Raw genomic sequence first — 24271 nt, forward strand, 5'->3', positions numbered from 1 at the left:
TCCCTTTTCTTCTAATACACCAACTACCCCCCCCCCGGCCCCACCCCCCCCCCCCGGGCCCCGGGCCACCCCCCCCCGCGGGCCGGGCCCGGGGCCCCCCGCCCGTTTCCCGCCGGACAGGGGCACCTGGGTGCGCGCACGGTGAGGGTCCGCGCTAGCCTCGGCCCCCGACACCAGCTGGAGGGAGCGGTCATGAACGCAACGGATCGGCAGGAACAGCCCGCACGGGAACCCGGACGGGGTCCTGACCGGGGAGCCGAACGGGCCTACGACGTCGTGCTCTTCGGCGCGACCGGTTTCGTGGGGGCGCTGACCGCCGAGTACCTGGCCGCGCACGCGCCCGCCGGCTGCCGGTGGGCCCTCGCCGGCCGGGACCTCGCGAAGCTGGAGCGGCTGCGCGAACGGCTGGCCGCGGTCGATCCGGCGTGCGCGGGGCTGCCGCTGCTGCGCGCGGACGCCTCCGACCCGGCGGCGGTGCGCGAGCTGGCCGCATCCACCCGGGTGCTGGCCACGACGGTGGGTCCGTACGTCTGGTACGGGGCGGAGCTCGTGGCCGCCTGCGCCGAGGCGGGCACGGACTACGTGGACCTCACCGGCGAGCCGGAGTTCGTGGACCGGATGTACGTCGAGCACGACGCGCGGGCCCGGGAGACCGGGGCGCGGATCGTGCACGCCTGCGGCTTCGACTCGATTCCGGCCGACCTCGGCGCGTACTTCACCGTCCGGCAGCTACCGGAGGGGATTCCGCTGACGGTCGACGGGTTCATGCGGTCCAACGCCTTCTTCTCCGGCGGGACCCTGAGCTCCGCGCTGACCGCGCTCTCCCGCGGCCCCCAGACCCTGGCGGCCGCCCGCGCCCGCCGGCTGCACGAACCCCGGCTGCTGGGGCGGCGGGCGCGCGGGCCGGTGGGGGCCCCGCGGTTCAGCCGCGAGACCGGCACCTGGGCGCTGCCGCTGCCCACCCTCGACCCGAAGATCGTGGCCCGGTCGGCGGCCGCGCTGGAGCGCTACGGTCCGGACTTCCGCTACCGGCACTACGCCTCCGTCCAGCACCTCCCGGTCGCGGTGGGCGGTACGGCGGCGCTGGGCGCGACGGTGGCCCTGGCCCAGGTGCCGCCGGCCCGGCGGTGGTTGATGAACCGCTGGGAGCCGGGCCGCGGGCCGGACGCCGAACGCCGTGCGCGCAGCTGGTTCACCGTGCGGTTCGTGGGCGAGGGCGGCGGACGGCGCGTACTCACCGAGGTGTCGGGCGGCGACCCGGGCTACGGGGAGACGGCGAAGATGCTGGCCGAGTCGGCGCTGTGCCTGGCCCACGACGCCCTGCCGGAGGCCGCCGGACAGCTGACGACGGCCGTGGCCATGGGAGACGCGCTGATCGACCGGCTGCAGAAGGCGGGGATCACCTTCCGGGTGGCGGACGTCCGCTGACGGTCCGGCACGGGCACCGGGACGGCACCCCGACGGGCAACCGCATCGGCACCGGCACCGGCACCCGCAGCGGCGTCGCACCCGCTCACGAGGCCTCCCGCAGCGCCCTCCTGCACAGGGAGTCGGCGTGGCGGGTGGTCTCGGGGATCCGGAAGCGCGGGCTCAGGGCCAGGGTGTGCGCGCACGCGTTGTCCAGCGAGACCCGGTGCCCGACGGACACGTAGACCGGCTTGATCCCGTCCTGCGTCCGCAGCGCCCGACCCACCTCGGCCCCGTCGGCCGCGAGCAGCGCGGAGGCGTCGCCGCGCCGGGCTCCCGGCTCCTCGCAGGTGAAGGTGAACGGGTTCTTCGCGACGCCGATGGCCGGGAGTCCGGTGACCACGCCGAGGTGGCAGGCGAGGCCGAAGCCGCGCGGGTGGGCGAGGCCGTAGCCGTCGCAGACGACGAGGCCGGGCTCGGTGGTCAGGGAGTCGAGGGCGGCCAGTACGGTCGGCAGCTCGCGGAAGGCGAGCAGTCCCGGAACGTAGGGGAAGCTGACGTGCCCGACGGCGGTGGCCTCCTCGACGACCTCCAGGGTGGCGGCGTCGAGGACCACGGCCGCCGCGGCGACCAGGTCGCGCGCATCGTCGTAGGCGACGTCGACTCCCGCGACGAGACCGCGGCCGGGTGGCGGGCCGGGCTCGGAGAGCACGACCTGATGGCGCAGTTCATCCTGTATCGCCCGGGCCTCGGCCTCGTCGGCGGGGGTCTTCACACTCGTCATGATGGTGCGAAGAGTAGCCTGGCGATCATGTTCGTCATGGAGCTCACCTACATCGCGCCCATCGAAGCCGTCGAAGACCAGATGGACGCCCACATCGCCTGGCTGGACGGCTACTACGCCTCCGGCGTCTTCCTCGCCTCGGGACGCAAGGTCCCGCGCGACGGGGGCGTCATCCTGGCCGGCGGGGTGTCCCGGGCCGAGATCGAGAAGATCGCGGCCGAGGACCCCTTCTCGGTGGCGGGTGTCTGCAGTTACCGCATCACCGAGTTCATCGCCACGAGGACGTCGGCGGACCTGTCGACGGTGCGCGAGAACCCGGTGATGTAGCCGGCGCAGGTGGACCGGCGGGAGCGCCTCGGCTCAGCCGAGGTGCTCCAGCCGGGCCACTCGGCCCTTCTCCCCGGACGCCCAGCAGCCCGTGTCGGGTGCACAGTCGACGGTGTCGAACGAACCCGTCTCCAGCGAGCGCCAGCCACGGCCCCCGTCCGTGGTCACGTCCGTACCGGTGGGCCCCACCGCGAGGGCCGTTCCCCGGCTGTACGGGTACCAGGCCGCGCCCGAGCGGTAGGCCGGCGGCGGGGTCTGCGCCTGGCGCCAGGTGTGTCCCCCGTCCGCGGACACGGCGGCGGCCTGCGGGGAGGCCTGGCCGGTGCGGTAGTCGCCGCCGACCGCGAGTCCCCTCGTACGGTCCCGGAAGGCCAGGGCGAAGACGCCTCGCGCCGGGTCACCCGCCGGGACGGTGGATTCGGCGACCCGCCAGGTCAGGCCGCGGTCCGCGGAGTGCAGGACGCGCGCGCTCGCGCCGCCGCCCGTGGCCAGCCAGACGTCGCGCGGGCCCGCGCTGACCAGGCACTGGCCGCTTGCCGCGAAGCCCGCCTCGCCCGGCAGGGCGTCGGGCATGCCCGCGTTCGGCAGAACCCGCCAGTTCCGGCCGCCGTCGTCCGTGGACAGGATGCGGAACCTCCCGTCCACCGGGTCGCTCATCGCCAGCCCGTGCCGGGCGTCGAAGAAGGTCAGGCAGTCGTAGAAGGCGCGCGGGTCGGGGTTGCGGAAGGTCTCGGTCCAGGTGGTACCGCCGTCCTCGGTGCGCAGCACTCTGGAGGCCTCGCCCTCCCCGATGGACAGGGCGACGGCGCGGCGCGCGTCGAAGGCCTCGATGTCGCGCAGTTCCAGCCCCTCCGCGACCGCACCGGGCGGGGAGACGTCCTGCCAGCTGCGGCCGCCGTTCAGGGTGCGCAGCACCGTTCCCTTGGAACCGGCCACCCAGGCCGCGGTGCGGCTGACGGCCGCCAGCCCTCGGAAGCGGGCGTCCTTCCCGGTGTCCTTCAGCGCCCAGCCCGCGCCGCGTAAGCCCTGCGCCGCCGGGTCCCGGCCCGTGTCGGCCTGGGCGGGGGCGGCCAGCACCCCCACCAGCAGGGCTGCCGCGCTCATGCCAATTCCCAGAAGTCTCATGGCGCCGGAAGCTAACGCACCGTTCAATATGTCGTCCAGAGTCCTTTGCGCCTGTGGAGTGAGCGGTAACCAGCCCTTCTGCGAACCCTCCGATCCCTGCGGGAACCCCTGATCTTCCGCCCTCCCCGTCACTCTGTGCGATCAGACGGACGGGTTCCAGCCAATCGGTGACACAGGTCACGCAACCACCCGTGCACGGAACCGCCATTTCCCGCGTCTATCGCATTGCCGGGCTCCACCCCTCAGTCCGGCTGCAGATCCGCCGCAAGGGAGTGAGCCTTGATCACCGTCATCGAGCAGGCCGCACAGGCCCGTCTGGTCGCCACCGCGCCAAAGGTCGAGACCGTTCCCGTCACCCTCTGCTACGACCGCGCGGATCCGTTCGCCGTGCGCATGGCCTTCCCCGCCCCGGCGACGCTGGAGGGCGTCGAGGTCTCCTGGACCTTCTCGCGCGAACTGCTGGAGTCGGGGCTGGACCGGCCCACGGGCTGCGGCGACGTACGCGTGCGCCCGTACGACGGCGACCGGACCACGATCGAGTTCCATGCCCCGGAGGGCGTCGCGATCGTGCTGATGCTGACGGCCGAGCTGCACCGGTTCCTGGAGCGGGCCGCGGCCGTGGTCGCGCCCGGCCTCGAACACCTCTACCTGGACATGGACCACAGCCTGGCCGAGCTGATGCGCGACACCTGCTGACGCACCGCCCGTTATTCGATTGCGGGCGGCTCCGGCCGCCCGTAGCTTCGTAGACGCCCCATCGCCGTCGAAACGGAGCAGGACATTGCTCGTCTGAGGTTCGAGACACCGACCACCGTCACCATCCGAGCGTCGGCTGTCTCCCCGCGTTGCACGCACCACTCACGCAACCTGGAGGCCTCCATGAGTCACGCCCCTGCTTTCATCACCTGCTCCGACCTGTCCTTCGACTGGCCCGACGGCACTCCCGTCTTCGACGGGTTCCACCTTGCCGTCGGCCCCGGCCGCACCGGCCTGATCGGGCTCAACGGCTGCGGGAAGTCCACCCTGCTGAAGCTGATCGCCGGTGACCTGACGCCCTCCGAGGGCCAGGCGTCCGTCGTCGGCTCCGTCGGCCACCTCCCGCAGAACGTCACCCTCGACACGGCGCTGCGGGTGGACGAGGCGCTCGGCATCCGCAGCACCCGCGCCGCCCTGCACGCCATCGAGGCGGGCGAGGCCACCGAGGCCAACTTCGCCGCGGTCGGCGACGACTGGGACGTGGAGGAGCGGGCCCTTGCCACGCTCGACCAGCTGGGTCTCGGCCGGATCGGGCTGGACCGCACCGCCGGCGAGCTCTCGGGCGGCGAGTCCGTACTGTTGCGGCTTGCCGCCCTGCTGCTCGCGCGTCCCGACGTCCTGCTGCTGGACGAGCCCACCAACAACCTGGACCTGCAGGCCCGGGGCCGCCTGTACGCGGCGGTCGAGTCCTGGTCCGGGGTGATGCTCCTGGTCAGCCACGACCGGGAGCTGCTGGAGCGGGTCGATCAGATCGCCGACCTGCGCGACGGCGAAGTCCGCTGGTACGGGGGGAACTTCACGGCCTACGAGGAGATGCTCGCCGCCGAGCAGGAGGCGGCCGGGCGGATGGTCCGGGTCGCGGAGGCCGACGTACAGCGACAGAAGCGCGAACTGGCCGACGCCCAGGTCAAATTGGCGCGGCGCAAGCGGTACGGCCAGAAGATGTACGAGAACAAGCGCGAGCCGAAGATCGTGATGGGGGCGCGCAAGCGAGCGGCGCAGGAGTCGGCCGGCAAGCACCGGATCATGCACACCGAGAAGCTGGCGCAGGCGAAGGAACGCCTGGACCAGGCGGTGGAGGCGGTGCGCGACGACGACGAGATCAGGATCGAACTGCCCGCAACCCGGGTCCCGCCGGGGCGTCGCGTCCTGACGCTGAGCGATCTGCGTCTGGTCCACGGGGCCGCCGTACGGGGCGAGTGGGAGCTGCGGGGCCCGGAGCGGATCGCCCTGGTGGGCCGCAACGGCTCGGGCAAGACCACGCTGCTGCGCACGGTCGCGGGTCAGCTCGCGCCGGTGTCCGGGGCGGCGGAGGCGCACGTGACCACGCGTTTCCTGCCGCAGCGCCTCGACGTACTGGACGACGGCCGTTCGGTGGTGGAGAACGTGGCGCGGTTCGCCCCGCAGGCCACGAACAACCTGATCCGGGCGCGGCTCGCGCACTTCCTCTTCCGGGGTGCACGGGCGGACCGGCCGGCCGGCACCCTGTCGGGCGGCGAGCGGTTCCGTGCGGCGCTGGCGGCGCTGCTGCTGGCGGAGCCCGCTCCGCAGCTGCTCATGCTGGACGAGCCGACGAACAATCTGGACCTGTCGAGCGTGCGGCAGTTGACGGACGCGCTGGAGTCGTACGAGGGCGCGCTCGTGGTGGCGAGCCACGATGTGCCGTTCCTGGAGTCGATCGGCGTCACGCGCTGGCTTCTGCTGGACGGCGAGCTGCGGCCGTCCTCGGCCGAGGAGGTCCGGGGGACGCTCTGGCACGAGTGACGGGTGACCACCCGACGGGCGGGTCGGTGCGGGCCGGTCGGCCGCTCGGCCGGTTCATACCGCAGGCTCGGCCGGTTCATACCGCGACCGGCCGGTCTCCCGCAGGTTCGGCCGGTCATCCCCTGGGCGCTAACCCGGCAGGAGTGCCCAGGACTTGGTGCCTCCCGCGGCGGTCAGGACGGGGGTCAGGCCCCAGTCCCCGCCGCAGGCGCCGACGGCCGCCGCGAGCAGCCACATCCCGCGACTGCGCCGGCGCCGGCACTCCTCGCTCACCTCGGGCGAGGAGTGCACGGGGTGCTGGTCGTAGACGACGATCCGCAGCGCGTCGAACTGCCAGCGGACCTTCAGCATCATCTCCTGATCGGGGGTGAACCCGTGGGCGCACGCGACCAGTTCGGAGACGGCAAGGCTGGCGGTGTCGGACAGCTCCCCCAGGCCGTGCCGGAGGACCAGCGACCGGACGGCGCAGCGGGCGGTGCCCACGCAGGACGCGCCGCCGGGCAGGCGCACCGCGTAGTTCAGCTTCTCCACCTCGGGCGGGACCTGCCGAGGCTCGTGGACCGACCGCAGGCCACGGAGAGTGCCCATCATCGTGCTGCTCCAAGTACGGGTGTGATCGACGACGGCGCGGTCGACGGCGGTGTGATCAACGGCGGCGCGGTCGACGGCGGTGTGACCGACGGCGTAGCGATCAAAGACCGGAGTGGTCGTGGCGTGGTCGTGGAGTGGTCATGCGGGGCCGTGGGATCGCCCCCTGTATTACTTGTACTACCGAGCGTAGCGTAACCCGGCGGAGGGGACCCGTCGATGCGTCAGCCCTGGACACGACGCGGCCGGGCAGCCCGCACGGCTCAAAATCGACGCCCCCTATGTACCAATTTCAGCCGTCAAGGCAGGGCGCCGCACCACCTGCTGGCGTGATTCTGGCCCTCCACTCACACCTCAGAGGGCTCACAAACTGCATAAATAACCGGATGTAACCGGGCATACACCCACTCGGGGCTTGGCTGACCTTGATGTCGCGCTTAACCTACGACTCCGTAGGCTACGGAACCGTAGGTAATTCGCTTTGCACCCAGGAGTACCCGTGACGATCACCTCTCCCCACCTCGGCAGCTCGGAGGCGTGGACGGACGCCAAGCTGCTGTTCGCGCTGGAAGAAGTGGTCGAAAAGGAGCTCAACCGCCATCTGAAGGTCACCAAGGACTGGATGCCCCACGAGTACGTCCCGTGGAGCGACGGCCGGAACTTCCCCGGCTTCTTCGAGGACGGCGAGGCCTGGGACCCGGAGCAGTCCAAGGTCACCGACATCGGCAAGATCGCGCTGGTCGTGAACCTGCTGACCGAGGACAACCTCCCCAGCTACCACCACGAGATCGCGACGCTCTTCGGCCGCAACGGCGCCTGGGGCACCTGGGTGCACCGCTGGACGGCCGAGGAGGGCCGCCACGGCATCGTGATGCGCGACTACCTGCTTGCCTCGCGCGCCGTGGACCCGGACAAGCTCGAAGCGTTCCGCATGCAGCACATGTCGGAGGGGTTCGAGTCCGACAACCGCCACTCCATGCTGCACTCGGTGGCGTACGTGGCGTTCCAGGAGCTCGCCACCCGCATCTCGCACCGCAACACCGGCCACCAGTCCGGTGACCCGGTCTGCGACCGGATGCTGGCGCGCATCGCGCAGGACGAGAACCTGCACATGGTCTTCTACCGCAACCTGCTGGGCGCGGCCTTCGAGCTCGCCCCGGACCTGACCATGGAGGCCGTGCGGGACGTCGTGGTCAACTTCCGGATGCCCGGGCACGGCATGCCCGGCTTCGAGCGGATGGCCGCGCAGATGGCGATCGGCGGGGTGTACAACCTGCGGATCCACCACGACGACGTGCTGAGCCCGGTGATCCGGTTCCTGAAGATCATGGACATCGACGGCCTCGGCCCCGAGGGCCGGAAGGCTCAGGAGGAGCTCGGCCTGTTCATGAACGGCCTGGACTCCGAGGCCCGCAAGTTCGACGAGCGCCTGGCCGCCCGCGCCGCGCGCATCGCGGCTCGCAAGGGCTGACCCGACACGGGCTGACCGACTCGGGCCGACCGACACGGGCCGACGCGTACCGCCTGACCCACCACGGTTGACCGGTACGGCCTGACCGATTTCCGCTCGCTCTGGCGAGTGATGCCGATTGCCCTGGCAGGGCCGTGCTCTGCCAGGGTTTCGCGTCATGACCTCGCTCCAGGTGGACATCGACCAGCTGACCCGTCTGACGCACGCCCTCGACACCTCCCTGGCCTCCCTGCGGGAGGCCAGGCGCGCGCTGGACCACGTACGGCCCGACCAGCTGGGTACGGCGGACCTCGACGCGGCGTGCGACCGTTTCCAGGAGCGGTGGGCCCATGGCACGCGGGAGCTGACCAAACGCGTCAAGGCCGTACGCGAGGGCGTGGACCGCAGCGCGGCGGAGTACGCGGAGCTGGAGGAGGCCATCCGCGCGGCCTTCCTCCGGGCGGCGGCCACACATGGCTGACCACGCGGCACTGGGCTTCGATCCAGCCCCCGGGAATCCCGCCGCGGTCCTGGCCCTGACCAAGAAGCTCAGCGCCTCGGCGACCTCCCTCGGGGAGGCCTCACGCGTCGTGAAGGACCTGGTCTCCCACAGCTCGGCCTGGCAGGGCGAGGCCGCGACGGCCTTCCGCGCCTCTCTCTCGCGGGACCTCCCCCGCTACCTCGCCTCGGCCCACGCCTCGCTCGCGGAGGCCGCCCGCCGGCTCACGGGGTGGCACAACACCCTCGTCGCCCACCGCGAGCTGGCCGCGCGCTACGAATCCCAGGCCGCCGCGGCCAAGACGGAAGAAGCCCTCACCGACGCCCGCCGCCTGGCCCAGGAGCTCGCCACGGAGCACGCGGCGGCAGCCCGCCGGGTGGCGCAGACCCTGAACGCCGCCACGGACAAGCTGGCCCCGAAGGAACCGGGCTTGCTGGCCTCCATCTGGAACAAGATCGTGGAGGACCCGGCGGACGCGTTGTCGAACGCGTCGGCGATCCTCGGGGCGATCGGCGCCGGAGTAGCCCTCCTCTGCCCGCCGGCCGGGCTGGCGATCATGCTCGTCGGCAGCGGCCTGTCCTTGGCGGCCCTGGTGATGCACACCTCGGACCCGAAGTTCCGTAAATCCCTGTCGGACGGCTTCACCAAGGGCGAATTCGACGCGGACTTCTGGAAGAGCGGAGTCACACTGATCGGAGACGCTGCCGGCACAGTGCCCGGTGTGGCAGCGGTCGCCTCCGGAGCCAAGGCGGGCACCGCCGCCGCCCGAGCGGCGATGGCGGCCGCCCCGGAGGGCAGTGCACTGACGGGCCTCGCGCCTGGAGCCACCGCGTTCAGGCAAACGGCGTGGTCCACCGCCGATGACTTGCGCCAGATGGACAGCCCTCTCACAGGATGGGCGTTGCAGACATCAAGCCAAGGCACCAGAGACGGGGTGGGGGTGGCCGTGGCCGGCACAGGTGCTGTGACTGCTGCAACCGGGTACATCTCGGACGAAGAAACGCTCGAACACGGCTCGACATCGGTGGACGGTGCCCGAGGAGTTCTTGACGACGCTCCCTCAGCCATCAAGAAGTCGGGCCACGTCTGGTCGGTGCTGAGGCCGTGACACACCAGAGCTCCGTCCCGCCCATCTGGTTCCGCCTGCCTGCGGGCTTCCACTCCATCGGCCCCGGAGACAGGGCGTCATTGAACGCGTTCGCCGAGGCCTTGGGCAGCTCCGACGCGCAACGGGAACTGTCTCAGCTCGTGGATGACCTTGAGGAACTGGCAGGGCACGATGTCGTGCACACCGCGATCGGCCTCCACCCCGAGGACCCAGGGGGCGTCACCACATCTTTGTTCTCTTTGACCGTCCGGCCTGCCGGACAGCCCAACCCCAGGCTCACCGTGGCACGTACGGCCCTGGCCATCTCCCGCTCCCCGTTGTGGACCAGCTGCATCCGCCGGTTCATCGACGTGCCGTCGGCTCTTCCGTGCTGCCTGGTCGCAGGGATCATGTCCGTCCCCGATGTGGAACATCGTCTCTTTCAGGCCAGAGTCGCAACCGTGCATCCGGATGGACTCCACCTGCTGGTCCTCGACCTGACCAGCTCCTCCACCCAACACGCCGACGCCTACACGGACATCCTCGAAGCGGTCGCGCACACCATTCTCTTCTCCGACCCCGAACCGAGTGTGCCGACGGCGGCCGCGACCTCACGCATTCTCGAGGTACTCCTGTGAGCCTGGCACTCGCCAAGGTGGCCTGGGACCACCCTCCGACTACGGTCGGCTACAAGCGCTTGGTGATCCGCCGCCTCATTTGGGTGCTCAGCCTGGGCGGTCCTCCGCTGACGGCTCTGGCCTGCATCAACCGCATCCCCCATGCCGGAACGTGCTTCGCCCTCATCACCATGCTCGTGTCCCCCTACCTCCCGTGGGTGGTCATCGCCTACTTCCGTCGACGCCGGGTCGCCGCCGTACTCCAGGCCTACCCTTGGCACGAGTGGTCGTGCCGGCACCCTGTACGACCCCCCGGCAGCCCCGCGACCATCGTCATCCCGTTCAAGGACGACTTCACGGCCACGTTCCGGATCCTCCCCTTCCCCGTCGCGCTCGCCGAGCGGGAGAACGACCACCCGGACCGGATCTGGTTCGCAGGCGACCCCCGCTTCGGCGGGGTCGTGTCGCCCGTCGGAGGGCACTACCCCGTGCGGGTCGTACCCCACACGCCCCGCCGCGAGGAGTGCGGTGGCGAGGGGTTCGGCCTCGCCCGGAGGGTGGGGCTGGTCCGGGCCAGTGGGAAGGCGACGCGCACCTGAATCAACCGCGGCGGGGGCGCAACGCGAGGCGCTCCGCCTCCGAGAGGCCGCCCCAGACACCGAAGCGCTCGTCATTGGCGAGCGCATACTCCAGGCATGCCGCCCTCCCCTCGCACGCCCCGCACAGCCGCTTCGCGTCGCGCAGGGACGAGCCCGGCTCCGGGAAGAAGAAGCCCGGGCCCGTCTGGGCGCACAGGGCGAGGTCGTACCAGGCGGTGTCAGTGGCTGCGGCAGTGGTGTTCATCGACATGCCGGAGATACTCACCGCCGCGGATGGACGTCCTATCAACGACTGATCAACAGCCCGCCACGGTCCCGAGGCCAGCGCGCCGGCTATGACCGCGAACCACGCCCCGAAGGGTCAGTCGGCGGCCTCGAAGTAAGGCGTCCAGTACAGCCGTTCGGCATCCTCCACCGGGTCCGCCGATACCGGGACCGGGCAACCGAAGGCCGCTTCGTCCGTCGTGCCGGCCGGCATGGCCATCGCGTCCGTTCCGCCCTCGAAGGGCTGCCATACGAGCATGAGCATCGCACCCCCCACTGACAGTGGCCCTCGCCCCGGGGGGCGGACAACAGAGTGAACGACCGTGCGTTCGGTAAGATGACCCCATGGCAGACGGACGTGTGGAACGAGGCAACCAGACGCGGCGGACCGTTCTCGACCGGACGATGAGCATCGCCTCCGTGGACGGCCTGGAGGGCCTGTCCCTGGGTAAGATCGCCGCGGATCTCGGCCTGAGCAAGAGCGGCGTCTTCGCCCTCTTCGGCTCCAAGGAGGATCTGCAGCTGGCCACCGTCCGCGCCGCGGTGGACGTCTTCGTCGCCCAGGTCGTGCGTCCCGTGCACACGGACCCCGACGGCGTCTCCAAGGTGTGGCGGGTGTGCGAGCGCTGGCTCGACTACTCCGGGCGCCGCATCTTCCCCGGCGGGTGCTTCTTCTACGGCGTCTCCGCGGAGTTCGACGCGCGGCCCGGCCCCGTACGCGACGAGATCGCCAGGGTGCGGTCCGACTGGACGCGGTACATCGAGCGGATCCTCGACGAGGCACGGCTGGCGGGCGGCTTCCGGGACGGGGTCGACGCATCGGAGGTTCCGCAGCTCACCTTCGAGCTGATCGCCCTGATGGAGCTGGCCAACGCCCATTCCGTCCTCCACGAGGACCCGATGGCGTACGAGCGGGCCGGCCGGGGCATCCTCGGCCGGCTGCGCGCGGTGGCGGCTGCGCCGGACGAACTCCCGGAAGTCCCGCCCGCCTTCACCTCACATGCCTGACCCCGCCTCTCAGGCGGGTCGCGCGGAGGCGGGCACGGCCGCGGCCGCGGTCTCGGATATCGCGAACCGGACCGCCGTCGCGATGACTTCGGGGTCGGTCAGGATACGGCGATGGCCCAGTCCCGTGGTCTCCACCAGGCGGGCCTGGGGGCCGTAGGCGTCGGCGATCCTGCGGGCCTGGGAGGGGGCGGCCAAGTCGTCGTCCGTGTCGTGGACGAGGAGGATGGTCGCCTGCATGTCGGCGGGACGGCGGCCGGCGTCGAGGCGGTGCCAGACGTCGGGTTCGCCGGGGAAGAGTCGCTGCTCGACATGGGTGCGCAGCGCACCCCGGGCCCTCTCGCCCAGGTTCAGCTGGGTGCAGAACCGGTCCACGAGGTAGTCGAATTCGGTTACGCCCCCGATGGCGACGACACGGTCGGCCTTGACGCCCTCCCGGAGCGTGAAGAAGGTGGCGAGCACACCGAAGGAGTGGGCCACGACGGCCGAGAACTCGCCGTGCTCCACGTGCAGTCGGCCGATGATGGCCCGGTAGTCGACGATCGTGGAGGCGCGGCCGCCGGACTCCCCGTGACCGGGACCGTCGAAGGCGATCACGCTGCGGCCCTGGGCCCGAAGGGCCTTGACGAAGCCGGCGAACCGCGAGGCGCGTGAGGACCAGCCGTGCACGATCAGGACGGGCCGGTCTCCGTCGCCCCAGCGGTACGTGGTGACGGCCGCGCCGTTCACGACCATCCGGCCGGTTTCGGCCTGCGCCATCACCTCCGCCTCGTCGGGACGCAGCCGCGCGCGGCCGAGCGGCCGCACGAACAGGGCGAAGGCGGGGGGTCCGGCGAGCTTGGGGGCGAACCGGGCGGTGACGTTGAGGGTGGTGCCCAGGAGTGAAGCCATGAGAGGCATGCGCGGGTTCTCCGGAATCTCCTCAGAGGGGCCAGATGCCGACGGCAAAGGCGATCATGGGGAGATATTAGCACGATCGTTCGTGTTGTTTCCGGGGTGCGGCTTGCGCGCTCCAGCGCCCAGATCACTCCTCCTGCTTGGCCCGGCTGGGCTGGACTCGCTTCGGTTCGCCCGGCATTTTGGGGTAGTCCGGGGGGTAGGGCATGTCTCCCAGGCCGTGCTTGTGCTCGTCGCGGGCGGCCAGCTCCAGTACGGCGTCCAGGGAGAAGGCGTGGTCGTCCATGTCCGCGTGCAGGTCGCCCAGTTCGGCGAAGCGGGCCGGCATCGTCACGATGTCGAAGTCGCGGGGCTCCGCGTCGTCCACCTCGTCCCAGCGCAGCGGCGCCGAGACCGGGGCGTGCGGGCGGGGGCGGACGGAGTAGGCGGAGGCGATCGTGCGGTCGCGAGCCGTCTGGTTGTAGTCGACGAAGATCCGCTCGCCGCGTTCCTCCTTCCACCAGGCCGTCGTGACCCTGCCCGGCATCCGGCGCTCCAGTTCCCGGCCGAGGGCGATGGCGCACCGGCGGACCTCGGTGAAGGTCCAGCGCGGGGCGATCGGCACGAAGACGTGCAGCCCGCGGCCGCCCGAGGTCTTGGGCCAGCCGCGCAGGCCCAGTTCCTCCAGCAGGGCGCGCAGCTCGTGGGCGGCCGCCACCGCGTGGTGGTAGTCGGTGCCCGGCTGCGGGTCCAGGTCGATCCGGAGCTCGTCGGGGCGGTCGGTGTCCTCGCGGCGTACCGGCCAGGGGTGGAACGTGAGGCAGCCCAGGTTGGCGGCCCAGAGAACGGCGGCCGGCTCCGTGGGGCAGATCTCGTCGGCCGAGCGGCCGCTCGGGAAGGAGATGTGGGCGGTCGGAATCCAGTCGGGGAGGTTCTTCGGCGCCCTCTTCTGGAAGAAGGACTCGCCCTCCACCCCGTCCGGGAAGCGTTCCAGGGTCGTCGGCCGGTTGCGCAGGGCCCGCGTGATGCCGTCCGCGACCGCGAGGTAGTACTCGGCCACGTGCCGCTTGGTGAGCCCGCGCTCCGGAAAGTACACCTTGTCCGGGCTGGACAGGCGTACCGTCCGCCCGCCCGCGTCCAGCTCGATCGCATTACCGGCAGCACCCATGTGCGCCACGGTAGGCGGGCCCGGTCATACGCGCATACCGGGCGGGTCCGGACGTACCACCGCAGAATCGGAGACATGGATCTGCCTGTGATGCCGCCCGTGAAACCGATGCTCGCCAAGTCCGTGGCGAAGATCCCGCCCGGCATGCAGTACGAGGCCAAGTGGGACGGCTTCCGGGCCATCGTCCATCGCGACGGCGACGAGATCGAGCTCGGCAGCCGCACGGGCAAGACCCTGACCAGGTACTTTCCCGAGCTGGCGGAGGCACTGAAGGACAATGTGCCCGACCGCTGCGTCGTGGACGGCGAAATCGTGATCGTTCATGGCGGGCGGCTCGATTTCGACCGGCTGACCGAGCGGATCCATCCCGCACAGTCCCGCGTCGCCCTGCTGGCCGAGACGACCCCCGCCAGCTTCATCGCCTTCGACCTGCTCGCGCTCGGCGACGAGTCACTCCTCGACACCCCGCTCGCCGACCGCCGTGCCGCCCTGGTCCGCTCCCTCTCCACTGCCCGTCCCCCCGTCCATCTCGCGCCCGCCACCACCGATCCCGCGCTCGCGCAGCAGTGGTTCGAGCAGTTCGAGGGCGCCGGGCTCGACGGAGTGATCGCCAAACCCCTCGGTCTCCTCTACCGGCCCGACGCCCGCCTCATGTACAAGATCAAGCACGAACGTACCGCCGACGTCGTCGTCGCCGGTTTCCGTTTCCACAAGAGCGGTCCGATTGTCGGATCGCTGCTGCTCGGCCTGCACGACGCCCACGGCACCCTCCAGCACGTCGGCGTGTGCGCCGCCTTCCCCATGAAGCGCCGCGCCGAGCTGGTGGAGGAACTCGAACCCCTGCGGATGCCCGACCCGACCGGTCACCCGTGGGCCGCCTGGGCCGAGGAGTCCGCCCACGAGAGCGCCCGGCTGCCCGGCGCGCAGAGCCGCTGGACCGGCAAGAAGGACCTGTCCTGGGTGCCGCTGCGCCCCGAGCGGGTCGTCGAGGTGGCCTACGACCACATGGAGGGCGACCGCTTCCGGCACACCGCCCAGTTCCGCCGCTGGCGGGACGACCGGACGCCGGAGAGCTGCACCTACGCCCAATTGGAGGAGGTCGTCGGTTACGACCTCGCCGAGGTGCTCGGTTCAGCCGGCGAAAGCGCCGGCTGAACCGCCGCTCCCCACCCGCTCCCCGCCCGCTCCCCGGCACGCGCCCGGCACTCCCCCGCCCGCCCCGGCACGCGGCCGGCACGGCCAACACGGCCGGCACGCCCTCACCGCGCCTCATCCCGCCGTGAGCTTCTCCCACTCCTCCCGGTCCGGCCCCACCTCGTTCGGTGCGTAGTCCGGCCGCGCCGCCAGCCAGCGCGCCACCCGGGCCCGGACCCCCGGATCCGCATACGCCCGCTCCGGGGGCTCCGCCAGGTGCCGGACCCTGGCGCGCGCCCGCATCACCTCGGGATCCTCCAGCGCGCAGTCGAACAACGCGGCCACCTCGCGCGCCGTCCCCGTGCGCCCGGCCCGAGTCGCGAACCGCTCCCCGATGGCCGCGTCGGCGACCACCTGGAAGTCGAACCACGGCTTGAGGGTGCGCATCGCCCAGGCATGGTGGTCGACGGCGAACCGCGCCGATCCCGGGTCCCGGTGCGCCGTACGGGCCACCCTGAGCGCGGCCCACAGGGCGAGCGAGGTGCCCTGCCCGAGGGTCGGATTGGTGTGCGTGATCGAGTCCCCGGCCGGCACCAGCCCGGTCACCACCGGTCCCTGCTCGTCGACCAGCGCGCTCCACCGGTTGTCCAGGCTCGCCGTGGCCAGTACGGCCGACAGCGGCTCGGCGCCCAGGGCCAGCCAGGCCGCGCCGGGCGCGAAGGCGCGCGCCGCCCGCTCGAAGAGCACGGGGTCGCGCAGCGCCGAGCGCGTGGTGTCCGTGGTGTGCACGAACAGCGTCACGGCGAACACGCGGTTGTCGGCCGGGAAGACCGCGCACCCGGCGAAGGCCCCGCCGGTCACCGCCCAGGGCCGGTGCGGCCCCTCGTCCATGCCCTCGGGCAGCCGGTACCAGCGGCAGAAGTACGCGAGCCCCGTGCGGTGCCGTTCCACGACGGGCGGCCGGCAGCCCACCGCGGCCAGCCTGCGCTCGAGGCCCCCGCGCCGCCCGCCCGCGTCCACGACGAGGTCTCCCGGATGGCTCGCGGCCTCGGTGGTCACGCCCGTGATCCGGATCCCGGCGGTCGCGTACGGCTCGGGGGCCTCCGACTCCGAGGGGCCCGATCGCTCCGGATGCGCCGGATGCGCCGGATGCGCCGGATGCGCCGGATGCGCCGAGAGCACAGAAGGCGCCGCGGCCGTGATCAGTCCGGTGACCGGCTCCCCGTAGCGCACGACGACCCCCGGTTCCGCGCGCAGCGCCGTGGCCAGTGCGCTCTCCAGCACGATGCGCCGGGCCTGCAGCATGACGAGGTCCTCGTCGCCCGGGAGCGCGGGGGGCCGTACGTCGAACCAGTCCAGTTCATGCCGTTCGCGGGCGCCGAGGCGCAGCATCTCCGCGTAGACGTCGGGCAGTTCGTCCCGCAGGACGGTGCGGGCGGCCCCCAGCAGCGCGTGCGGCTGGGCCGCCTGCGGTACGGTCGGCCGCCGCCAGCCGAAGAAGTCACGGTCCAGTGCGGTGCCCGGGGCGCGCGTATCGCGCTCGAACAGTTCCGCCGTGTGTCCCCGCCGCGCAACGAGCAGGGCGGTGGCCGCCCCCGCGACACCTCCACCGATGACCAGCACATGTGCCATGGAGAGTCCCCCCGAGCCGTTGGACCGTACGACGATCACACCGCTCAGAGCCTGCGCGAACTGAAGCAGTCCGAAACCCGCACAGTTGTCCGATATGCAGCCGTACGCCGACCCTCTCAGCCGCGGCTCGGCCCCCGCCACCCGCCTCCCTCCATCCCGCCGACGGACTCAGCCCGCACCCACGCCCGCCTCCGCACGGTGGGCCGCCACCGCCCGGCGCGTCTGCGCCTCGATCAGGTCGGTGTTGACGGCGACGGCGGCACTCACGCCCTGGGCGGCCGCGCCCGCGACCTTCTCCATCGGGCTGGTCACATTGCCCGCCACCCAGACCCCCGGAAGCGCGGTGGCTCCCGTGGCGGGGTCGGACTCGACACAGGTGCCGATCACGTGGCCGTCCCGCTCCACGGCGACGGCCGGCAGGCCCAGACTGGTCAGGACACCCGACCGGGCGGTGAACCGCGGGGCCACCACCAGGGCCCGGCACTCCGTCACGGCGCCGTCGGCCAGGGTCACCCCGGTCAGCCGGTCGTCCTCGACCGCGAGGCCGGTCACCTCGCCCTCGACGACCCGGACGCCCAGGGCCGCCAGCAGTTCCCGGTCCTCGCCGGTGAGCCGCCAGGTGTGCGCCAGCAGGGTGGTCCGCCGGCTCCATTGCCGCCAGAGCTGCGCCTGGTGCACGGCGACGGGGCCGTCGGCCAGCACCGCGACCGGCTGGTCCCTGACCTCCCACCCGTGGCAGTAGGGGCAGTGCAGCACGTCCCGCCCCCAGCGCGCCCCGAGGCCCGGCACCGCGGGAAGCTCGTCCACCAGACCGGTGGCGACCAGCAACCGCCCCGCCCGGACGGTCGAGCCGTCCCCGCAGCGGACCAGGAAACTCCCGTCGGGCAGCCGGTCCGCGGCGACGACCGTGCCCGGCCGGATCTCCCCGCCGTAGCCGGCCAGCTCCGCGCGCCCCTTGGCCAGCAGGCCGGACGGGCTCTCCCCGTCCTGCCCGAGGTATCCGTGCATGTGCGCGGCCGGGGCGTTGCGCGGGCTGCCCGAGTCGATCACCAGCACCGAACGGCGGGCCCGGACCAGGGTCAGAGCCCCGGCCAGCCCGGCGGCCCCGCCACCCACGACCACCACGTCGAACGACCTGTCCCTTGCGTTGTCCATACCCGTGAGCGTCCGCCCTCGGGGTCCACTTGACAAATGTTCTTGCCGAAGTGGCAAATGGAGACATGGCCACCGAGGAGCAGGACGAGGAACTCGCCGGCGTACTCACCGCCGTGGGCCCGCGGCTGCGCGCCCTGCGCCGACAGCGCGGCACCACGCTGGCCCAGCTCAGCGAAACCACCGGCATCTCGCTCTCCACCCTCTCGCGGCTGGAGTCCGGGCAGCGCAGGCCGACGCTGGAGCTGCTGCTTCCGCTCGCCAGGGCGCACCGTGTGGCGCTCGACGAGCTGGTCGGAGCCCCGGAGACCGGGGATCCCCGGATCCGCCCGCGCCCCTTCGTCCGGCACGGCCACACCTACGTGCCGCTGACCCGCAACTTCGGCGGGGTGCACGCCTTCAAGCAGATCCTGCCGCCGCTCGACGGTCCGCCGGTCGAGCCCGAACTCAAGGTCCACGAGGGCTACGAGTGGCTGTACGTGCTGTCGGGGCGCGTCCGGCTGCTGCTCGGCGAGCACGACCTCGTGCTCGGCGCCGGAGAGGCCGCCGAGTTCGACACCCGCACCCCGCACGCCTTCTTCAACGCGGGTCCGCAGGCGGCGGAGTTCCTCAGCCTCTTCGGTCCCCAGGGAGAGCGGATCCATGTCCGCGCCCGGCCCGCCACCCCACCGGAAGGACGCCCATGACCCCCACCGACGAACGCCCCGAGCGGGCCGTGCCCCAGCCCAACGCCGTCGTCGGCGTCGGACTGGTCGTCCTCGGCCCGGACGGGCGGGTGCTGCTCGGCCAGGCGCACGACGGCCGCTGGGAGCTGCCCGGCGGGAAGGTCGACCCCGGTGAGGGCTTCGAGCAGGCCGCGGCCCGGGAACTCGCCGAGGAGACGGACCTGCGGGCGGCCCCCGAGGGGATCCGTGTGCTCTCCGTCCAGATCGAGGCGACGTCCGGCCTGACCCGCCTCACGGCCGCCGCCGTCACCACTACGGCGGAGGGAGTCCCCACCGTCACCGAGCCCGACAAGATCGCCCGCTGGCAGTGGTTCGCCCCCGCCGAGATCCCCGCGGCGCTGTACGCCCCGTCGGCGGCGGTGCTGCGCGCCTGGCGCCCGGACCTCACGACACTGCCGCACGTCCCCTCGTACGACTACCCGACCGGCAGCGCCTGAAGGCTCACGCCCTGACCGGTCGCGCAGGACGGGCCGGGCTCGACCCGCCCTACCTCCGTACCACCAGCCTCGGCGCGAAGTTCCCCTCACCCAGGTCCTCGGCCAGCAGCCGCTTGGCGATCGCGTCCGCCGCCACCCGCAGTTCGGCGCTCCGCGGCCGCCCCCGGTCCTTCTCCAGCTGGTCGCCGAGCCATGTGGCCCAGGCGGCCGAGATGACGCCGGCCTCCCGCTCCCCGGCCCGGGTGAGGGTGAAGAAGCTGCCCTCGCGACTGAGGAAGCCCTCCTCGATCATCCGGTCGAAGACCGGGAGCAGTACCTCGGGCGGCAGCGACCGGCGTCCGGCGATCAGCCCGATGCTGGCGTGACCGACCGTCCGGGTCATCAATTCCACGTGCATCACCGCCCACGCTCCCGCCATGTCCAGCCGGGTGTCGGAGGCCTCGACGATCGCGCGCGCCGTGTCCGGCCCCATGTTCCGCACGAGTTTGCCGACCGCCAGCTCCAGCAGCTTCGCCGAGTCCCCGGAGGCCGTGGCCGGAGAGCCGAAGCCGTCGCCCATGTCCGTGGACCCGGCCCGGGCGCTGTCGCGCAGCTTGACCTGCTTGAGGAAGAGCGCGACGACGAACCCGAACACCGCCATCGGCACGCCCCAGAGGAACACCGCCTGCAGGGCCTGCGCGTACGCGTCGATCACCGGTCCCGCGGCCCCCGGATCGAGCCCGTGCACCCCCTCCGGACTCGACGCGGCCCTGGCCAGCTGCTCCGGATCCGCTCCCGTGAGCCGCGCCGCCTCCGTGACCCCGGCCTCCAGTTCGGGCCCCAGATGGTTCGCGTAGATCGTTCCGAAGACCGCCGTCCCGAAGGCGCTGCCCAGCGTACGGAAGAACGTGACTCCGGAGGTGGCCGTGCCCAGGTCGGCGTAGTCGACGGTGTTCTGCACGGCGATCGTCAGCACCTGCATCGACAGGCCGATGCCCGTGCCGAGCACGAACATGTACAGCGACTCCAGCCAGGTGCTGGTCCCCGGCCCCATGAGCGACAGCAGGTACAGGCCGAGTGCCATGACCGCGCATCCGACGATCGGAAAGATCCGGTACCGGCCGGTCTTGCTGGTGGCGTTGCCGCTGAAGACGGAGGCGATCAGCAGCCCGAAGACCATGGGCAGGGTCCGGACGCCCGAGATCGTGGCGGAGTCCCCGTCGACGTACTGGAGGTAGGTCGGCAGGAAGGTCAGCGCGCCGAGCATCGCGAACCCGACGACGAAGCTCAGGACGGAGCACACCGAGAAGACCGGAATGCGGAACAGCCGCATCGGCAGCATCGGTTCCACGGCCCGCGTCTCGGCCAGGCAGAACAGGGTCAGCGCGCCCGCGCCGCCCGCGAACAGGCCGACGATCACGGGCGAGGTCCACGCGTACTCGTTCCCTCCCCAGCTGGTGGCCAGGATCAGCGCGCTCGACCCGATGGCCACCAGGGCGATGCCCAGGTAGTCGATGACCGGCTTGCCCGTGGCCCGTACCGCCGGGATCGTCCGGGCGGCCGCGACGACGACGAGGATCGCGATGGGGACGTTGACGTAGAAGCACCACCGCCAGCTGAGCTGGTCCGTGAAGAACCCGCCGAGCAGCGGTCCGATCACGGTGGCGACGCCGAAGACGGCGCCGATCATGCCCTGGTACTTGCCGCGTTCGCGCAGGGGCACCACATCGGCGATCAGCGCCATCGCGGTGACCATCAGGCCGCCCGCTCCGACGCCCTGGACACCGCGCCACACGATCAGGAACGTCATGTTGCCGGCCAGACCGCACAGGAACGAGCCACTGATGAAGACGACGGCGGAGATCTGAAAGATCAGTTTCCGGCCGAAGAGGTCGCCGAACTTGCCCACCAGCACCGTCGCCACGGTCTCCGCGAGGAGGTAGGAGGTCACCACCCACGCCATGTGGTCCCCGCCGCCCAGGTCCGCCACGATGGTGGGCAGCGCGGTCCCGACGATCGTCTGGTCGAGTGCCGCGAGCAGCACGCCCAGCATGATCGTGCCGAAGATGACGTTGCGCCGTCGCCGGTCGATCACGGGTGGCGCGGCGGCGACGTCGGGGGCAGTGGTCACCCTCGCACTGTCACAGCGCCCCCGCCGCACCGCATGCGGCGCTGGGCCGGACGGAGGAGCTGCGCGCCGGGCAGCGCAATCGCGGGCCGGACCGGGGGAAACCTCGGCCGGGGAGGAGGACGCCGGTCCCCGGATGTCAGCGCAGGTAGGCCAGCCCGGGGTGCTCCGCCGCATACCCGTCGAGCAGCCGCCGCGCCACGCTCACGGAATCCACCAGCGGATGCAGCGCGAACGCCTTGACGGCGGCCGCCCGCGACCCGCTCGCGGCTGCCGCCAGTACCTCCCGCTCGACCGCCTTGACCGCCGTCACCAGCCCCACCGCGTGCAGCGGCAGCGGCGCGACGCCCACCGGGTGGGCGCCGTTCGCGTCGACCAGGCAGGGCACCTCTACGACCGCCTCGGCGTCGAGGACGGACAGCGTCGAGCGGTTGGGTACGTTCAGGATCAGCGTGGCCCGCTCGTCGCGCGCGATGGCCCGCATCAGCGCGAGCGCGACCTTCTCGTAGCCCCCGGATTCCAGGTCGCTCTCGTCGCGCTCGCCGACGCCGGCCGCCTCTCTGTTTTCGGCCATGTACGTGGCCTCGCGCTCGGCCCGGGTCCGGTCCCAGGCGGCCAGCGCCGCCCCGGCCGGCTGCCCGGCCCGCCCGGCCTCGGCGTAGAAGCCGCGCTGCTGGTCGCGCAGGAAGGCCCCGCGGGTCTGCACGGCCTCCTGGTACGCCCGTACGGTGTCACGGTTGAAGTAGTAGTAGTGCAGGTACTCGTTGGGGATCGCGCCGAGCGAGCGCAGCCACTCGGCCCCGAAGAGCCGGCCCTCCTCGAATGACTCCAGTGCCTCGGTGTCGGCCAGCAGCCGGGGCAGTTCGTCGCGGCCGCCGATCCGCAGTCCGCGCACCCAGCCCAGGTGATTGAGGCCGACGTAGTCGATCCAGGCCTCCTCCGGCCGGGCGCCCAGCAGTCGCGCGATGCGCCGGCCGAGCCCCACGGGGGAGTCGCAGATGCCGATCACCCGCTCGCCGAGTTCCTCGGCCATGGCCTCGGTGACCAGTCCGGCCGGGTTGGTGAAGTTGATGACCCACGCCTCGGGTGCGACGCGCGCGATCCTGCGCGCGATCTCACGCGCTACGGGCACGGTCCGCAGGCCGTACGCGATCCCGCCCGCGCCCACCGTCTCCTGGCCCAGCACGCCTTCGGCCAGGGCGATCCGCTCGTCCGCGGCGCGCCCCTCCAGGCCGCCGACACGAAGGGCGGAGAAGACGAAGTCGGCCCCGCGCAGGGCTTCGTCCAGGTCCCCGGTGACCGTGACGGCCGGGGCGTCGGGCGCCGCGGCGGCCACAGCCTGGTCCCGGAGCACGCGGGCCATGGCGTGGAGCCTCGCCGGGTCGTCGTCGTAGAGCGTGACTTCGCAGACCCGGCCCTCGGCGTGGTCGCCGAGCAGGGCTCCGTACACGAGCGGAACCCGGAAGCCGCCTCCGCCGAGGATCGTCAGCTGCACGCCCTTACCGCCCTTCGCCCGTGCAGGTGCCGTTGCCGGCGCCCGTACCGTTGCCCGTGCCGTCACCCGTGCGCCGTCATGCCCCGATCGATGACACGATCGGTGACACCCGAGCCGCGGCACGCGTCCGCCGGCACCAGTCTGCCCCGGGCGGTCACTCCCCCAGCGACGGCACGGCGCGCAGCCTGGCGCCCTGGTGGTGCGTGATCGCGCCGCCGCCCCGGACGGGGCCCACCGGCGCGCCCTGCGGCGCCGAGAGGATCAGGGTGATCCGGGTCAGCCCCATCGCGTCCAGCATCCGACTGCTCTCGGCCACCATCCGGCAGCGCACCAGCCCCCGTCGCGGGTCGGGGTGGCGTACGGTGCGCACGGCCCCGTCCATCTCGGCGGCGCCGGCCCCGTGCGTGCTGAGCCAGTGCGGCACCCCGTACCGGTAGGCCGCCTCCATGAACGGGTCACGGGCCACCTCCTGGCGGATGCTGCGCAGACCCTCGTCCTCCGGGAACGCGGCCACCGCGGCGGCGAACCGGGCCAGCAGCGGGACGCACCAGGCCGGTTCGTGGTCCTCCAGCACGGCCGCCGCGTCCGGGTGGAACAGCACGAAGCGCAGGAAGTTGTCGTCCGGCAGGGCCGTCGGGTGCGGCCGTACGGACTGGAAGAGCTGGTCGAAGGCCGAGTTGGTGAGCGCGACGTCCCAGCGGTGGTCCACCAGGAAGCTCGGGTAGGGCACGGACTCCATGAGCGCCGCGTAGTCGCACAGGTAGTCGCGCTGCGCGGGGTCCTCGGGGAGCCGGTTCTCCTCGGCGGCCCGCCACGTGGGCGGAGGGTCGCGGTCGACCATGACGCGGAAGAGCCAGAAGCACTGCCGCTCGCTCATCTCCAAGGCCTCGGCCAGGGCGAGCAGTTTGCGGTCAGTCCACTCCTTGACCAGGCCCCGTTCCCAGTTCCCGTACGCGCGCACGCTGATGCGGAGGCGGGCGGCGAGGTCTTCCTGGCTCAGGCCCAGCTCCTCGCGGCGCTGGCGCAAAATCTCCTTGCGTCGCTCCGACCGCACGGCGCCGCGTGCGGACTCCTCGCCCGCCAAGCGCTCCTCACCGGCTCGGGCGAGGCCATCGGACGGGCCCACCGCTGCGAGATGTGGCACCGAGAGCTCCCCCTCCTCCGGTCTGGATCTTCATTTCCGTGTGGCGATCCTGCTACCGACTTCATTCGAGTGTCAACTATTGTGGCAATTCCAGCCTCTTGACAGCTCATTCCCGCCACAGCTGTGGCA

General features: G+C 72.0%; 25 protein-coding genes. 13 read left to right on the plus strand and 12 right to left on the minus strand.

All coding sequences use genetic code 11. The features are described 5' to 3' along the window. Window positions 1–192: 192 nt before the first annotated feature. Window positions 193–1428 (plus strand): saccharopine dehydrogenase family protein, encoded by a 1236-nt coding sequence (locus tag ACWGIF_RS03710; protein WP_453490504.1) that lies wholly within the window; start codon window positions 193–195, stop codon window positions 1426–1428. A gap of 85 nt (window positions 1429–1513) precedes the next feature. Here the strand turns inward: ACWGIF_RS03710 and ACWGIF_RS03715 are convergent, their stop codons facing one another. Next, window positions 1514–2191, minus strand: a complete 678-nt coding sequence (locus ACWGIF_RS03715; protein WP_453490507.1) for an endonuclease V — start codon at window positions 2189–2191, stop codon at window positions 1514–1516. Between the two features lie 27 nt (window positions 2192–2218). On the opposite strand from ACWGIF_RS03715, the gene ACWGIF_RS03720 reads away from it, so the two are divergent. Then, window positions 2219–2518 (plus strand): YciI family protein, encoded by a 300-nt coding sequence (locus tag ACWGIF_RS03720; RefSeq protein WP_453490510.1) that lies wholly within the window; start codon window positions 2219–2221, stop codon window positions 2516–2518. A gap of 33 nt (window positions 2519–2551) precedes the next feature. Here ACWGIF_RS03720 and ACWGIF_RS03725 read toward each other — a convergent pair whose 3' ends face one another. Beyond that, complete coding sequence (locus ACWGIF_RS03725; RefSeq protein ID WP_453490513.1) at window positions 2552–3622, minus strand: WD40/YVTN/BNR-like repeat-containing protein; 1071 nt, start codon at window positions 3620–3622, stop codon at window positions 2552–2554. A gap of 300 nt (window positions 3623–3922) precedes the next feature. Here ACWGIF_RS03725 and ACWGIF_RS03730 point away from each other — a divergent pair, with 300 nt between their 5' ends. Then, a complete protein-coding gene (locus ACWGIF_RS03730) occupies window positions 3923–4339 on the plus strand; it encodes an SsgA family sporulation/cell division regulator (RefSeq protein ID WP_453490516.1) in 417 nt (138 codons plus the stop codon). Window positions 4340–4522: 183 nt separating this feature from the next. After that, window positions 4523–6163, plus strand: a complete 1641-nt coding sequence (locus ACWGIF_RS03735; RefSeq protein ID WP_453490519.1) for an ABC-F family ATP-binding cassette domain-containing protein — start codon at window positions 4523–4525, stop codon at window positions 6161–6163. A 129-nt stretch (window positions 6164–6292) separates the two neighbouring features. On the opposite strand, the gene ACWGIF_RS03740 is transcribed toward ACWGIF_RS03735, so the two are convergent. Continuing rightward, window positions 6293–6754: an ATP-binding protein gene (locus tag ACWGIF_RS03740; RefSeq protein WP_453490521.1), complete on the minus strand. Its 462-nt coding sequence runs from the start codon at window positions 6752–6754 to the stop codon at window positions 6293–6295. A 496-nt stretch (window positions 6755–7250) separates the two neighbouring features. On the opposite strand from ACWGIF_RS03740, the gene ACWGIF_RS03745 reads away from it, so the two are divergent. From ACWGIF_RS03745 to ACWGIF_RS03765, 5 genes are all read left to right on the plus strand, one after another. Further along, complete coding sequence (locus ACWGIF_RS03745) at window positions 7251–8222, plus strand: acyl-ACP desaturase (RefSeq protein ID WP_398562715.1); 972 nt, start codon at window positions 7251–7253, stop codon at window positions 8220–8222. 157 nt (window positions 8223–8379) lie between these two features. Then, entirely contained in the window at window positions 8380–8682 is a 303-nt protein-coding gene (locus tag ACWGIF_RS03750) for a hypothetical protein (protein WP_453490524.1), read from the plus strand. Further along, window positions 8675–9808 carry a hypothetical protein gene (locus ACWGIF_RS03755; RefSeq protein WP_453490527.1) on the plus strand — a complete coding sequence of 378 codons (1134 nt, stop codon included), beginning with the start codon at window positions 8675–8677 and terminating at the stop codon, window positions 9806–9808. The genes ACWGIF_RS03750 and ACWGIF_RS03755 overlap by 8 nt, the downstream gene beginning before the upstream one ends. A gap of 80 nt (window positions 9809–9888) precedes the next feature. Next, window positions 9889–10425, plus strand: coding sequence for a hypothetical protein (locus tag ACWGIF_RS03760; RefSeq protein WP_453490530.1), 537 nt, complete (start codon window positions 9889–9891; stop codon window positions 10423–10425). Further along, window positions 10422–11003, plus strand: coding sequence for a hypothetical protein (locus ACWGIF_RS03765; RefSeq protein ID WP_453490533.1), 582 nt, complete (start codon window positions 10422–10424; stop codon window positions 11001–11003). The genes ACWGIF_RS03760 and ACWGIF_RS03765 overlap by 4 nt, the downstream gene beginning before the upstream one ends. 1 nt (window position 11004) lies before the next feature. Here the strand turns inward: ACWGIF_RS03765 and ACWGIF_RS03770 are convergent, their stop codons facing one another. Together ACWGIF_RS03770 and ACWGIF_RS03775 are read right to left on the minus strand one after the other, a co-directional pair. After that, window positions 11005–11253, minus strand: a complete 249-nt coding sequence (locus ACWGIF_RS03770; RefSeq protein WP_453490535.1) for a WhiB family transcriptional regulator — start codon at window positions 11251–11253, stop codon at window positions 11005–11007. Between the two features lie 111 nt (window positions 11254–11364). Next, the gene (locus ACWGIF_RS03775) at window positions 11365–11532 is read right to left on the minus strand and encodes a hypothetical protein (protein ID WP_453490537.1); all 168 of its coding nucleotides are present in this window, start codon (window positions 11530–11532) and stop codon (window positions 11365–11367) included. 80 nt (window positions 11533–11612) lie between these two features. Between ACWGIF_RS03775 and ACWGIF_RS03780 the strand changes: the two genes are divergently transcribed. Then, window positions 11613–12275: a TetR/AcrR family transcriptional regulator gene (locus ACWGIF_RS03780; protein WP_453490540.1), complete on the plus strand. Its 663-nt coding sequence runs from the start codon at window positions 11613–11615 to the stop codon at window positions 12273–12275. Window positions 12276–12284: 9 nt separating this feature from the next. Here the strand turns inward: ACWGIF_RS03780 and ACWGIF_RS03785 are convergent, their stop codons facing one another. Both ACWGIF_RS03785 and ligD read right to left on the minus strand, forming a co-directional pair. Further along, on the minus strand, window positions 12285–13163 hold the full coding sequence (locus ACWGIF_RS03785; protein WP_453490543.1) for an alpha/beta fold hydrolase: 879 nt from the start codon (window positions 13161–13163) through the stop codon (window positions 12285–12287). Between the two features lie 133 nt (window positions 13164–13296). Further along, on the minus strand, window positions 13297–14316 hold the full coding sequence (gene ligD, locus ACWGIF_RS03790; RefSeq protein ID WP_453490546.1) for a non-homologous end-joining DNA ligase: 1020 nt from the start codon (window positions 14314–14316) through the stop codon (window positions 13297–13299). A gap of 75 nt (window positions 14317–14391) precedes the next feature. Here ligD and ACWGIF_RS03795 point away from each other — a divergent pair, with 75 nt between their 5' ends. Further along, entirely contained in the window at window positions 14392–15471 is a 1080-nt protein-coding gene (locus ACWGIF_RS03795) for an ATP-dependent DNA ligase (protein WP_453490549.1), read from the plus strand. A 114-nt stretch (window positions 15472–15585) separates the two neighbouring features. On the opposite strand, the gene ACWGIF_RS03800 is transcribed toward ACWGIF_RS03795, so the two are convergent. Together ACWGIF_RS03800 and ACWGIF_RS03805 are read right to left on the minus strand one after the other, a co-directional pair. Further along, window positions 15586–17082 (minus strand): NAD(P)-binding protein, encoded by a 1497-nt coding sequence (locus ACWGIF_RS03800; RefSeq protein WP_453490552.1) that lies wholly within the window; start codon window positions 17080–17082, stop codon window positions 15586–15588. A 168-nt stretch (window positions 17083–17250) separates the two neighbouring features. After that, window positions 17251–18237, minus strand: a complete 987-nt coding sequence (locus ACWGIF_RS03805) for an NAD(P)/FAD-dependent oxidoreductase (protein ID WP_453490555.1) — start codon at window positions 18235–18237, stop codon at window positions 17251–17253. A gap of 65 nt (window positions 18238–18302) precedes the next feature. Here ACWGIF_RS03805 and ACWGIF_RS03810 point away from each other — a divergent pair, with 65 nt between their 5' ends. Next, a complete protein-coding gene (locus ACWGIF_RS03810) occupies window positions 18303–18920 on the plus strand; it encodes a helix-turn-helix domain-containing protein (RefSeq protein WP_453490558.1) in 618 nt (205 codons plus the stop codon). Beyond that, a complete protein-coding gene (locus tag ACWGIF_RS03815) occupies window positions 18917–19396 on the plus strand; it encodes a nucleotide triphosphate diphosphatase NUDT15 (RefSeq protein ID WP_453490561.1) in 480 nt (159 codons plus the stop codon). The genes ACWGIF_RS03810 and ACWGIF_RS03815 overlap by 4 nt, the downstream gene beginning before the upstream one ends. Window positions 19397–19445: 49 nt before the next feature. Here the strand turns inward: ACWGIF_RS03815 and ACWGIF_RS03820 are convergent, their stop codons facing one another. The 3 genes from ACWGIF_RS03820 to ACWGIF_RS03830 form a co-directional block, all read right to left on the minus strand. Continuing rightward, a complete protein-coding gene (locus tag ACWGIF_RS03820; protein WP_453490564.1) occupies window positions 19446–21506 on the minus strand; it encodes an MDR family MFS transporter in 2061 nt (686 codons plus the stop codon). Window positions 21507–21642: 136 nt separating this feature from the next. Continuing rightward, window positions 21643–22998, minus strand: coding sequence for a 6-phospho-beta-glucosidase (locus ACWGIF_RS03825; protein WP_453490567.1), 1356 nt, complete (start codon window positions 22996–22998; stop codon window positions 21643–21645). A 154-nt stretch (window positions 22999–23152) separates the two neighbouring features. Next, entirely contained in the window at window positions 23153–24142 is a 990-nt protein-coding gene (locus tag ACWGIF_RS03830; protein ID WP_453490570.1) for a helix-turn-helix domain-containing protein, read from the minus strand. Window positions 24143–24271: the final 129 nt, after the last annotated feature.

Source organism: Streptomyces sp. NPDC054849 (assembly GCF_053610945.1).